This window comes from Qipengyuania algicida (assembly GCF_009828025.1).
Taxonomy (GTDB): Bacteria; Pseudomonadota; Alphaproteobacteria; order Sphingomonadales; family Sphingomonadaceae; genus Qipengyuania; species Qipengyuania algicida.
On the sequence record NZ_WTYA01000005.1, the window covers coordinates 13,127 to 25,697 of the forward strand.

The window sequence follows — 12,571 nt, forward strand, 5'->3', positions numbered from 1 at the left end:
ATCGGACCCGTGGGAGTGGGATTGCGTCGCCATCATGCCGTCTCCAACTCGCGGGTGCGGGCCTCTTCGACCTCACGCACGCGCTCGACCGGAATGTAGAAGTCGCGGTTGTAGTTGAAGGTATGACCGATGCCGACCACCGCCATCGCGGCGAAGGTGATCGCGGCGAGCCACCAGATTTGCCACACCATCGCAAATCCGAAAGCCACGCTGATTCCGGCAATGATGACACCTGCACCTGAGTTGCGGGGCATGTGAATCTTCTCGAAGCCGGATGTGGGGCGCTGGTAGTTGTGGCGCTTCATATCCCACCACGCATCGCGGTCGTGGACCACCGGGGTGAAGGCGAAATTGTACTCGGGCGGAGGCGAGGACGTTGCCCATTCCAGCGTGCGGCCTTCCCACAGATCACCCGAGGTATCCAGAAGTTGCTTGCGGTTCTTGAAGGTCACGATGAACTGCATGATCATGCAGGCGATCCCGCCAGCGATCAGCAGAGCACCGAATGCCGCAATCTCGAACCAGATCTGCAGGGCAGGATTGTCGAAGTGCGACATCCGACGGGTGACGCCCATCAGGCCAAGCACATAGAGTGGCATGAAGGCGAAATAGAAGCCGATTACCCACAGCCAGAAGGAACGCTTGCCCCACTTCTCGTCGAGCCGGAAGCCGGTGACCTTGGGGAACCAGTAGTTGATCCCGGCAAAGCCGCCGAACAGCACGCCGCCGATGATGACGTTATGGAAGTGCGCGATCAGGAACAGCGAGTTGTGCAGCACGAAGTCGGCCGGCGGCACCGCCAGCAGCACGCCGGTCATCCCGCCGATCACGAAGGTCAGCATGAAGGCCAGTGTCCACATCATCGGCAGGTCGAAGCGAATGCGTCCGCGATAGAGGGTAAACAGCCAGTTGAAAATCTTGGCCCCAGTGGGGATCGAGATGATCATCGTGGTGATGCCGAAGAACGAGTTGACGTCTGCGCCCGAACCCATGGTAAAAAAGTGGTGCAACCACACCAGATAGGCCAGGATGGTGATGACGATGGTCGCGTAGACCATCGAAGTATAGCCGAACAGGCGCTTGCCCGAAAACGTCGCCGCGACTTCCGAAAACACGCCGAAGCAGGGCAAGATCAGGATGTAGACTTCCGGGTGGCCCCAGATCCAGATCAGGTTCACATACATCATCGGGTTGCCACCGTTGACGTTGGTGAAGAATTCGAACCCGAGATAACGGTCGAGGCTGAGCAGGGCGAGCACGACTGTCAGGATCGGGAAAGCCGCAACGATCAGGATGTTGGTGCACAGCGCAGTCCAGGTGAACACCGGCATCTTCATCAAGCTCATGCCCGGCGCACGCATCCTGAGGATGGTAGCGACCAGGTTGACCCCCGACAGCAAGGTGCCGAGGCCAGCTATCTGCAATCCCCATATGTAATAGTCGACACCGACGCCAGGACTAGCCATTTTGCCAGAGTAAGGTGCCATCGCGAGCCAACCGGCGGTCGAATAAGTGCCGACGAACAGCGAAATCATTGTGATGATCGCGCCCGAAACTGTCAGCCAGAAGCTGAAGTTGTTAAGCCACGGAAAGGACACGTCGCGCGCGCCGATTTGCAGCGGGACGACATAGTTCATCAGCCCGACGACCAGCGGCATGGCGACGAAGAAGATCATGATCACGCCGTGGGCGGTGAAGATCTGATCGTAGTGATGAGGGGGCAGATAGCCGTGGTTGCTTCCGAAAGAGATCGCCTGTTGAGAACGCATCATCAGCGCGTCGGCAAAGCCGCGCAGCAGCATGATCAGCGCCAGGACGATATACATCACGCCGATCTTCTTGTGGTCGACCGAAGTGAACCAGTCGCGCCAGAGCATTCCCCAGGCCTTGAAATAGGTGATCGCGCCTAAGACCGCGATCGCCCCGATCGATACCATGATGAAGGTAACGATCAGGATCGGCTCGTGGATTGGGATGGCTGCCCAGGAAAGGCGGCCGAACAGCCAGCCGGTATAGGGGAAGGGATCGGGAATCATTGCGCGAAACTCTCGTTCACAGGCTGTCGGTGGTGCTTGCGGGGCTGCGGGTCTCGGCGAGTACCGGGCGCGGAGGCAGCATGCTGGGTGGGGTTAACCCGGCTCCACGGAGCGGAGTCTGGGCAAGCTTTTCGGCTTCCTCATCCTGGCTTGCCCCGACCGGCATCGTGGAATGAGGGGACATCGCCATTTCGCCCATATGGGCGCTATCTGGCGTCTGTCCGGCTGCCGTCTCCTGGTCCCGGCGCATCTGGTCGGCGATGCACGGCGTGCCCGGCACAACACAGTTGTTGAGCGCGAGCTGGTAAATCTGGGGAAGGATCGATCCGTAGCGCATGACTGGCGCATCGATGGTGGGCTGGGCCAGCTTGAGATAGGATGCGCGGTCAAGCTTGAGCCCTGACTGGCGCGCCTCGGCAACCCATTGCTGGAACCCGGCTTCGGTCATACCGTGGAAAGCGAAACGCATGTGGTTGAAGCCTTCGCCCGAATAATTGGCGCTGAAGCCTTCGTAGGTGCCGGGCTTGTTAATCACGGCGTTGAGCTGGGTCTCCATGCTTGGCATGGCGTAGATCTGCCCGGCGAGCGCGGGAATGTAGAATGAGTTCATCACGCTGGACGAAGTGATATGGAAACGGATTGGGCGGTCAATCGGGGCCGCCAGATCGTTGACCGTGGCAATTCCGTATTCGGGGATGACGAACAGCCATTTCCAGTCCATCGCGACGACTTCGACATCGAGCGGCTTCACGCCTGCTGGTAGCGGCTTGTTCGCCGCTATTCGTTCGATCGGACGGTAGGGATCGAGCTTGTGAGTGCCGGTCCAGGTGACGGCACCGAGCGCGATGATGATCAAGAGCGGTGCCGCCCAGATGATCAGCTCAAGCTGGGTCGAATGCTCCCACTCGGGCTGGTAATCGGCCTCCTCATTCGACGCGCGATATTTGCGCGCGAAAATGACGGTGAGCACCATCACCGGGACGATGATCAGGAGCATGAGGAAGGTCGAGATGATCACCAGATCGGCTTGCTGCGATGCAACGTCACCGTGCGGCGAAAGCACGATCGCGTTGCAGCCGGAAAGCAATGGCGCAAGCATTGCGGCCATACCCGTGGCCCGCACGCGCGGCCAGTTGCGGAGATTGGGCAGGGAATTGAAGAAAGTTGGACGTGTCATCGGCGTGCGATCTAGGGATCGATGGTGCAGCGCAACATTGGACATTTTGTCCAATCCCCCTTCCGCAATCCAGTACCTATTTAGCCGCGAAGGTGATAAAGTGCCTGACCTTGTCCAATCGCGGGCAGATGGCGCTGCTGCAGTGAATTTCTGGAGAATTTTGTGATGAGTGCAGGGCAGGCGATGGATGCGAATCTCGTCGGGAACGATGCCGACGAAGGATCCGGGCCGGTTGACGCACACGGTCGGGTTGCGCCCGGCGAGATCGCGATTGGCGTGATCGTCGGTCGGACTTCGGAATTTTTCGACTTCTTCGTGTTCGCCATCGCTTCGGTCCTGGTTTTTCCGCATCTGCTGTTTCCCTTCACCGACCGATTGACCGGGACTTTGTGGTCTTTCGGTATTTTCGCGCTTGCCTTTATCGCTCGACCGTTCGGCAGCCTCATCTTCATGGCGGTAGATCGCAACTACGGGCGTGCAACCAAGCTCACGGTGGCGCTGTTCCTGCTGGGCGGCTCGACGGCCGCCATGGCTTTTCTGCCCGGATACGCGACATTGGGTATCGGAGCGGCCATCCTACTCTCTGTCCTGCGTGTGGGGCAAGGCTTGGCATTGGGCGGAGCGTGGGACGGTCTCGCCTCTCTGCTCGCGCTGAACGTGCCGGAAAACCGGCGTGGCTGGTATGCGATGATTCCGCAGCTCGGCGCACCGATCGGCTTGATCGTGGCGAGCGGGCTGTTCGCCTATTTCGTCGCTACGCTTTCGGCGGCCGATTTCCTGAGCTGGGGCTGGCGTTATCCGTTCTTTGTGGCCTTCGCGATCAACGTGGTGGCGCTCTTCGCGCGCCTGCGGATCGTGACGACGCCTGAATACGCGCGGCTGTTCAACAATCGCGATCTCAAGCCCGCGCCGGTGCTGACCACTGTCAAAGAGCAATGGCGCAGCATCATCATCGGTGCCTTCGCGCCGCTGGCGAGCTTTGCGCTGTTCCACATGGTAACCGTGTTCCCGCTGTCATGGATCTTCCTGTTCACCCGCGAAGTGCCATCGAACTTCCTTATCATCGAATGTATCGCCGGTTTCTTTGGTATCGGGGCGATCATCGCTTCGGGCTGGCTGGCCGACCGTTATGGACGGCGGACGCTGCTCGGCGTCGGTGCGGCAGCGATCGCGGTGTTCAGCGGTTTTGCCCCGCAACTGCTCGATGCGGGGCAGACCGGTGAACTGGTGTACATGATCGTCGGTTTCATCCTGCTTGGCCTGTCCTTCGGGCAGAGCTCAGGCGCGGTGGCGGCCAACTTCGGCGGTCTGTCGCGTTATACCGCCTCGGCGCTCACTTCCGACCTTGCGTGGCTGTTCGGTGCCGGGTTTGCTCCGCTCGCAGCGCTGCTCCTGGCGAGCAAGGTTGGACTGCTGGCGGCGGGTGGTTACCTGCTATCAGGCGCTGTGCTCACCCTGCTGGCGCTCCAGATCAATCGGGAACTGGTCAGCCGCAACTGATCTCGCGCTTGAGGTTCGGCACGTCTTTACAAGCGCGCTCGAAGCGGGAAATAGACCGCTGCGCAGGCCACGCCTGCCATCGGTGTCGTAAATCCTCCCCGCTTCGAACAGCAAAGAACGAGACTGCCATGGCCTTTCCCTCGACCGCCGCGCGTAATTTGATTGGGATTGCGGCACTGTTGCTGACTTCGCTGCCGGCAATGGCGCAGTCGAACGCGCAGGCCGATGCGCACAAATTCGATCCGGTCGCCGCATTCGCCCCGTTCGACATGCATCAGGCGGTCAACGTCTATCGGTCTTCGAACGGGCTCCCGGGACCGGAATATTGGCAGAACCGCGCCGACTACCAGATTCATGCGAGCTTGAACGCGGATGCGAAGGTGCCCTCGCTCAAAGGTTCGGAGGTCATCACCTACACAAACAAAAGCCCGGACAAGCTTGCCGAGCTGTGGTTGCAGCTCGACCAGAACCGCTATCGCGCGGGCAGCAGGGGCGCGTATGCTGCAGGGAAGCCTCAGGGCGGCACGACTGATGGGTACGTGCTGGATTCAGTCGAGATCGAGCAGGGTGGCTCATTCGTCCCGGCCAAGACGCTGGTGAGCGATACGCGGCTGAGGGTCACGCTCCCAAGCCTGCTCGCTGCGAAGGGTGGCCAGATCAAGCTACGTATTTCCTGGCATTTCGACATTCCGGGTGCATGGGGCGGGCGTATGGCGTGGGGCATGGCCAAGGACGGCCCGGTCTATAATCTGGCGCAATGGTATCCGCGCATGGCCGTCTACGACGACATTCGCGGCTGGGACACGCTTCCCTATCTGGCGCAGGAATTCTACCTCGAATACGGCAATTTCGACTATTACGTCACCGCGCCGAGCGACATGATCATCGCCGGATCGGGTGCGCTGATGAACCCGCAGGACGTGCTGACGGCAACCCAGCGCAAGAGGCTGGCCGAGGCGCATGACAGCAATGCAACGGTGTTCATCATCAAGCGGTCGGAAATCGGCAAAGCCTCGTCTCGGCCCAAGCAGGGCGGCACGCTGACCTGGCATTTCCATATGAACGATACGCGCGATGTCGCCTTTGCCGCGTCCAAGACGTTTGCGTGGGACGCGGCGCGCATCAACCTGCCGGACGGCAAGAGCGCGCTAGCCCAATCGGTCTATCCGGCGGAAAGCGCTGGCGATGCAGCTTGGGGCCGCTCGACGCAATATCTCAAGGATTCGGTCGAGAATTTCTCCCGCCGCTGGTTCACCTATCCCTGGCCCAACGCGATCAACGTCGCTGGGATCGCGTCGGGCATGGAATATCCAGGCATCGTGTTCGACGGGATAAACGACAGGGGCAAGGCGCTCTTCTGGATCACAGCACACGAGATCGGGCACAGCTGGTTCCCGATGATCGTCGGCTTCGACGAGCGCCGCAATGCGTGGATGGACGAGGGCTTCAACACCTTCATCGACACCTATGAATCGGATGATTTCAACCACGGTGAATATGGGCCAAAGCGCGATAGCGAATACGCGCCCGGCGGCGGCAACCCGGTGGACGAGATCCTGCCGGTGATCGAGGATCCGAACGCGCCAGTTCTCCTGACGCGAGCGGATTCGATTATCGAAAAATATCGCCATCCGGTGACCTATTTCAAATCCGCACTGGGCCTCCGGCTGCTGCGCGAGGAAATTCTTGGCCCCGACCGCTTCGATCCCGCATTCCGTCGGTTCATCGCTGCATGGGCGTTCAAGCATCCACAGCCCGCCGATTTCTTCCGCGCGATGGACAGTGGCGCGGGCGAGGATCTGAGCTGGTGGTGGCGCGGATGGTATGCGAACAACTGGACGCTCGATCTCGGCGTCGACGCCATCACCCCGGTCGATGGCCATCGGGCCAAGGGCACGGCCATCACTGTTGGCAGCTATGACAAGCTGGTTATGCCGGCAACGCTGCGGGTCAACTTCGCAGATGGTACGCACGAGGATATGAGCCTGCCGGTGGAAAGCTGGATCCGCAATCGCGACACCAAAGTATTCGTGCCGGCAGGCAGCACGGTTCTGTCTGCCGAAGTCGACCCCGACCATAAATTGCCCGACCGCGATCGTTCCAACAACCTGCTGGTCGCAACGGCTAGCTGAAGTCGCCTTGTCTTTGCCTGTGGCGAAACGGAGATCCGCGCTGTTCAAAGCCTGCGGTGTGTGACACAGAGCCTCGGTAATTCGCGGCCTTTGGGCAAGAAAACATGATTGGACGGGGGGTACAATCCGGTGACTACGGCCACCATGCTGGAAATTCGGCGATGAAGACCGAAAGCACGCGCGTCACCTCGTTCGACGTCGCCGAGAAGGCGGGCGTCAGCCAGGCGACCGTTTCGCGCGCGCTTGCTGGCTCGACGATCATCTCCGAAGCGACGCGCGATAAGGTGCTCCAAGCCGCGCGCGAATTAAACTACCATGTCGACGAACGCGCGGCGAGCTTGCGGCAGGGCCGCACCCGTAGCCTTGCGGTGGTTCTGATCGCACGGCTCGATGGCGCAATCGACGCAGTCAATCCGGTAGCCCACGCCGTGCTCGCCGCGGTGCTGAGGTCGGCAGGAAGGCGCAATTTGCAGGCGCTGGTGTCTTATCAAGCGAGCGAAGCAGAATTTGCGGGCGATTTTCCCGATCGTGGGCTGGCCGACGGAATGATCGTCATCGGGACCACCGCCAATGCGGCCGCGTGGGATTATTTTCGCGCCCTCGACGATGGCGTGCGCAAGGTCGCTTATTGGGGTGGCGCGTCGAACGATCTCGCCTTTGTCCGACCCGACAATCATGGCGGCGCGCGCCAGCTGACCGAATATCTGCTGAGTAAAGGTTACCGCAAACCCGTGTTCATCGGTGCGAGCGATAGGTACCAGCAGCAATTCCGCGAGAGGCTGGAGGGGTTCAACGCTGCCATGCAGGCAGCCGGTCTTACCGCGCAGACTATCGATACGCCCGACGATCTGATGCGCGAAGAGCAGGGTCGCCGGGCTGTCGACCTCCTCCTCGATGACGGGATCGACTGCGATTCCATTTTTGCCGCCTGCGATGCGAGCGCTCTCGGCGCGATCGAACAGCTTCGTCGTCGCGGTGTGCGATGTCCCGAACAGATCGGCGTGGTCGGTTTCGATGGCATCGCGGCAGGCAATCACTCATTTCCCACACTCACCACCGTCCGGGCGGATTTCGACGCGGCGGGGGAGGCTCTGGTCGAGATGGCGCTCGCTGATTCTCCGATGAGCCGACGGGTCCCGGTGAGTTTGGTCGAACGCGAAAGCGCCCTCGGGCCGAAGGTGTAAATTTGCCCTTTACGCGGCGCGACGGATGGTGTCCGGTCGCGCGCGAAAACAGGGAGCAAACCACCATGTCGCCACGTCTTGCCGCCATCATCGCCGTAACCGCCTTGCCGCTGATCGCTGCAGGCCAGCCGGGCTATACTCCGGGTAAGGTGACGCCGGATATGGTCCAGACGGGCTCCGACATACCCAAGGATTGGCAGCAACCTCAGGAGGCATTCGATTACGTCAAGAAGGACGTGATGATCCCGATGCGCGACGGGGTGAAGCTGCACACGGTCATCATGATCCCCAAGGGTGCGCATAATCTGCCGATGCTGCTCGAACGCACGCCCTATAACGCCAGCGGTTTTGCGCCCAACAACAGCCCGCACATGAAGGATGCGGTGTGGTCGGGCGACACCGATTGGGCCGATGGTCGCTATATCCTTGTGTGGCAGGATGTGCGGGGGAAATACGGCTCGGAAGGCGATTATGTGATGACCCGCCCGCCGCGCGGGCCGCTCAACCCCAGCAAGACCGACGACACCACCGACGCGTGGGACACGATCGACTGGCTGGTTAAGAATGTAAAGCAGTCCAACGGCCGGGTCGGCATGATCGGGTCGAGCTATGACGGGTGGACGGTTACCATGGCGCTGCTCGACCCGCATCCGGCGCTGAAAGTTACCGCGCCCGAAAGCCCGATGGTCGATGGCTGGATGGGTGACGACTGGTTTCACAATGGCGCATTTCGCCTCGGCAATCTCGATTTCTTCGTCAGCCAATCGAGCGTGAAGGGCGGGGGCGAAGGCATCCCGCGTGAAGGCTACGACGATTACGAGAATTTCCTGGAAGCGGGATCGGCTGGCGCGATGGCGCAGGCCAATGGGCTGGAGCAATTGCCATGGTACAATCGCGTGGTCGCGCACCCGGCCTATGATGCTTTCTGGCAATTGCAGGCAGTCGACAAAATGGTCGCAGCCAAGCCGTCAAATGTGCCGACCATGTGGCTCCAGGGCATGTGGGATCAGGAGGACATCTATGGTGCAGTACACGCCTGGGAGGCGCTGAAGAAAGCCGGCTACGCCAGCAACAACCATCTAGTGATCGGCCCATGGTGGCATAGCCAGATCAATCGCGAGGGCTGGAACCTCGGGCCACTCAAGTGGAGCGGCGATACCGCGCGGAAATTCCGCAAGAACTGGATTATCCCGTTCTTCGACCAGTATCTGATCGATGGCGCACCGGCAAAACCGCTGCCGCAGGCGATGCTCTACGATCCGCAAGCGGACAAATGGGACCAGTTTGCCGATTGGAAAATTGCTGGCAACCAGACGCTGACCCCGATCTATCTTCAGGCGGACATGGGGCTTGGTTTCGGTCAGGCTGCAGCAGGATCGGACAGTTATGTGTCCGACCCGGCCCGCCCCATCCCCTATCTCGCGCGGCCAATCCCGGCCGACAATGAAAGCCGCTGGCGTACCTGGCTGGTGCAGGATCAGCGTTTCGTGGCCAATCGGGCCGACGTGCTCAGCTATCAAACGCCGGTGTTGACCAAATCGGTGACCATCGAAGGAGCGCCGATTGCCAATATCTTTGCCAGGACCACCGGGACCGACGGCGATTTCGTCGTCAAACTGATCGACGTGTATCCGCAAACCTATCCTGAAGATCCCAAGATGGGCGGCTATCAGTTGCCGGTTTCGCTCGACATCTTTCGTGGGCGTTACCGCAAGAGCTATTCCGATCCCTCTCCGATCCCGGCGGGCAAGGTGCAGCAGTACAAGTTCCGCCTGCCGACGGTGAACTATACCTTCAAGCCCGGTCACCGGATCATGGTGCAGATTCAGTCGAGCCTGTTCCCTGTCTACGATCGCAATCCGCAGACCTATGTGCAGAACATCTTCTTCGCCAAGCCGGACGACTATCGCAAGGCGACAGTGAGTATCGAGCATGGCGGGGCAGCGGCGAGTGCGGTGTTGTTGCCGGTGGTCGACAAAAGCGGGGCGGGAGACTGACCGCATACTTCTGTCGCTGCGTTCCGACCGGCAGTCCGCTTGCTGGACCGGTCGACGCAGCTGGGCCTGAAGCGCGAGTGGGGCGATGCAGTAACGCTTCAGCGAGTCTGACGATCGCGATTGCCAAGTTCGAGAGGCGCGGATTTCGAGCGGGCAATCTCGCTTCACCCGGCAGGTGGCGAGTTCCGGATCGGGACGGTGTGGAAACGACTCCCATTGCCATGCTTTGATCATGCCAACGCCACTAATGTGATCTTAACCTTGTCTGGCTACTCAGCGATCGAACGGCGGAGTAGGTGTATGAGCAATTTCACGATACGGACGAATGTCGGAAATCACCCGAACAAGGTTGAAACAGAGGGATAATTCGAAAATTGCGCTCGCATCTTCGCTCAAGCGTCGGTGGTGTAACACGGAATCTATGAAGTCGAAATTCTACAATACTGTAATGGCGCGGTGGTGTATGTCTTCTATGAAAATTGTTCACGTTGTTGACAGTGAATGTATCGATATGCGGCACTGGAGATGCAACGGTTCAGACCGGTTAGCCGGCATCTGTCGATAGATTTAAATGAACTTGCAAGCTTTGGATTATCAATGAAAGATCCCGGAAGCCTCGAAATCGACGAGCAGGATGCCGCCATTGTCGCGCGGGATATGCATTCACGTCAGACGGCCAGGCTTTCGCTCTATGCAAGGCTGATCTTGTCCGATGCGTTGGCGGTGATCATTGCCTTCGGGGTGGCGAACCAGTTTCGCGACGAAGCGTGGCTTGCGCCCAACGGCATCAGCCTGATCTTCGTCATCCTGCCTCTTCTGGTGATCGTGGCGGGCAACATGGGCGCGTACACGCTCGAGGTGCTGTCTGACTTTGCCGAGAGCGCAAGGCGGATCGTCTATGCGATAGTCCAGACGTTCATGATCGTATTCGCGGTCTTTTTTATCACTCAGACCGCTGCGGATATATCGCGTGTCGGCGTCGCCGTGGTGTTTTCGACCACCTTGCTGGTTGCACTGCTCGGTCGATATCTTGCGCATCGCTGGGTCAAAAACGCTTTGCAAGGCGTGTTGTTCGACGAATTGGTGATCGTCGATTCCGTGCCCATGCCCAAGATACAGGCACGCTTTGTTGTTGATGCCAGACAGAACGGACTGGAGCCCGATCTGAGCGATCCGGCCATGCTTGAACGGTTTGCCAGGGCCACCGATTTCTATGATCGTGTGGTGGTGGCATGTAGCGTGGAGCGTCAGGCCCAATGGGCGACCTTGCTCAAATCGATCAACGCGACGGGCGAGTTGCTCGTCGAGCAACGCAATGAAGTTGGCGTAATCGGGATCGATAATTTTTCGGGGCTGGGTACGCTGATCGTGTCACGCGGATCTCTCAGTCTGGCGGATCGCATCAAGAAACGGATGTTCGATATTGCGATCGCCTTGCCAGCGGTAATCCTGCTCGGTCCCCTGCTGATTTTGGTCGCGATTGGCATCAAACTGGACAGTCGTGGGCCGGTTTTCTTCAGGCAACCGCGGGTCGGGCGCAACAATGTGCCGTTCATGATCTACAAGTTTCGATCGATGCGGCAGGACGCCAGCGATGCGCAGGGTAACCAATCGACGCGGCGCGATGATGATCGGATTTCGCGGTTCGGGCGCTTCATTAGGCGCACGAGCATTGATGAGATTCCGCAGCTCTTCAATGTCATAAAGGGTGAAATGAGTATCGTCGGGCCGCGTCCCCATGCGCTCGGATCTACCGCCGATGATCGCCTGTTCTGGGAAATCACCCAGCGATATTGGGAGCGCCACGCGCTGAAACCGGGGATCACCGGGTTGGCGCAGATTCGCGGATTTCGTGGCGCGACCGAGAAGACGAGCGACCTCACGAATCGGCTTCAGTCTGATCTGGAATATCTCTCAGGCTGGCGTCTTTGGCGCGATGTGGAGATCATGTTTGCGACCTTGCGGGTACTGGTCCATCCCAACGCCTATTGAAGTGGGGCATATGGATTTCTGATGATATTTGCTGTCACAGATATTGTGTCTTTTGACCGGTCCCTGCCTTCATCGTCCCAGCGTTTTCAAAAGCCTGATTGGCAATCGCTGTTCGGATGTTACCACATTCCGTTTGGTCGGGTATCACTGAATTAATGCCCAGTCGGATACCGGTCGCCGGTCATCACAGAGCCAAGCACTCCATCGCTATTATGTACCGAAAGCTAGGAATCAGGCCTTGATGCGTGGCTTGAGGACTAGGATCACATAGGCGATCGACGCTATGCCCACGGCTATAGCGACAATGTGGTTACCTTCGTTGCCGAAGTAGTTGGTGAGCGCAGCGCCAATTGCTGGCGGCAGATAGTGCCAAATGGTATCCGGCGGATTTTCCAGGGACGAGCGCTGCAGGAACAGCGTCACCAGTCCGGCAAACCCCAATACCGTAATCCAGTCATATACCGTTTCCACAAGCGGCATCCTTTAATGTGCATTTGTTGCTGCCGCATTAGAGTAGTGCAGCAGCGACTGCAAACCCGGCTGGCAGTCTTGT

General features: G+C 59.3%; 8 protein-coding genes. 5 read left to right on the plus strand and 3 right to left on the minus strand.

All coding sequences use genetic code 11. The features are described 5' to 3' along the window. Nucleotides 1–32 precede the first annotated feature (32 nt). Together cyoB and cyoA are read right to left on the minus strand one after the other, a co-directional pair. The gene (gene cyoB / locus GRI58_RS07375) at nucleotides 33–2,036 is read right to left on the minus strand and encodes a cytochrome o ubiquinol oxidase subunit I (RefSeq protein WP_160752946.1); all 2,004 of its coding nucleotides are present in this window, start codon (nucleotides 2,034–2,036) and stop codon (nucleotides 33–35) included. Nucleotides 2,037–2,052: 16 nt separating this feature from the next. Next, nucleotides 2,053–3,144, minus strand: coding sequence for a ubiquinol oxidase subunit II (cyoA, locus tag GRI58_RS07380; RefSeq protein ID WP_160753145.1), 1,092 nt, complete (start codon nucleotides 3,142–3,144; stop codon nucleotides 2,053–2,055). Between the two features lie 252 nt (nucleotides 3,145–3,396). Between cyoA and GRI58_RS07385 the strand changes: the two genes are divergently transcribed. The 5 genes from GRI58_RS07385 (at nucleotide 3,397) to GRI58_RS07405 (ending at nucleotide 12,018) form a co-directional block, all read left to right on the plus strand. Continuing rightward, on the plus strand, nucleotides 3,397–4,713 hold the full coding sequence (locus tag GRI58_RS07385; RefSeq protein ID WP_160753146.1) for an MFS transporter: 1,317 nt from the start codon (nucleotides 3,397–3,399) through the stop codon (nucleotides 4,711–4,713). A gap of 128 nt (nucleotides 4,714–4,841) precedes the next feature. Beyond that, a complete protein-coding gene (locus GRI58_RS07390) occupies nucleotides 4,842–6,845 on the plus strand; it encodes a M1 family metallopeptidase (RefSeq protein WP_237452174.1) in 2,004 nt (667 codons plus the stop codon). 161 nt (nucleotides 6,846–7,006) lie between these two features. Continuing rightward, nucleotides 7,007–8,029 carry a LacI family DNA-binding transcriptional regulator gene (locus GRI58_RS07395; RefSeq protein WP_160752947.1) on the plus strand — a complete coding sequence of 341 codons (1,023 nt, stop codon included), beginning with the start codon at nucleotides 7,007–7,009 and terminating at the stop codon, nucleotides 8,027–8,029. A 65-nt stretch (nucleotides 8,030–8,094) separates the two neighbouring features. After that, entirely contained in the window at nucleotides 8,095–10,026 is a 1,932-nt protein-coding gene (locus GRI58_RS07400) for a CocE/NonD family hydrolase (RefSeq protein WP_160752948.1), read from the plus strand. Nucleotides 10,027–10,623: 597 nt separating this feature from the next. Further along, on the plus strand, nucleotides 10,624–12,018 hold the full coding sequence (locus GRI58_RS07405; RefSeq protein ID WP_160752949.1) for an exopolysaccharide biosynthesis polyprenyl glycosylphosphotransferase: 1,395 nt from the start codon (nucleotides 10,624–10,626) through the stop codon (nucleotides 12,016–12,018). A 231-nt stretch (nucleotides 12,019–12,249) separates the two neighbouring features. Here GRI58_RS07405 and GRI58_RS07410 read toward each other — a convergent pair whose 3' ends face one another. After that, nucleotides 12,250–12,489 (minus strand): XrtV sorting system accessory protein, encoded by a 240-nt coding sequence (locus GRI58_RS07410; protein ID WP_160752950.1) that lies wholly within the window; start codon nucleotides 12,487–12,489, stop codon nucleotides 12,250–12,252. Nucleotides 12,490–12,571: the final 82 nt, after the last annotated feature.

What these genes read in the sequence shown, in the direction of transcription:
- GRI58_RS07395 (WP_160752947.1), top strand. Translation starts at nt 7,007, where the DNA reads ATGAAGACCGAAAGCACGCGCGTCACCTCGTTCGACGTCGCCGAGAAG.
- GRI58_RS07385 (WP_160753146.1), top strand. Translation starts at nt 3,397, where the DNA reads ATGGATGCGAATCTCGTCGGGAACGATGCCGACGAAGGATCCGGGCCG.
- GRI58_RS07400 (WP_160752948.1), top strand. Translation starts at nt 8,095, where the DNA reads ATGTCGCCACGTCTTGCCGCCATCATCGCCGTAACCGCCTTGCCGCTG.
- GRI58_RS07390 (WP_237452174.1), top strand. Translation starts at nt 4,842, where the DNA reads ATGGCCTTTCCCTCGACCGCCGCGCGTAATTTGATTGGGATTGCGGCA.
- GRI58_RS07405 (WP_160752949.1), top strand. Translation starts at nt 10,624, where the DNA reads ATGAAAGATCCCGGAAGCCTCGAAATCGACGAGCAGGATGCCGCCATT.
- cyoA (WP_160753145.1), bottom strand. Translation starts at nt 3,144, where the DNA reads ATGGCCGCAATGCTTGCGCCATTGCTTTCCGGCTGCAACGCGATCGTG.
- cyoB (WP_160752946.1), bottom strand. Translation starts at nt 2,036, where the DNA reads ATGATTCCCGATCCCTTCCCCTATACCGGCTGGCTGTTCGGCCGCCTT.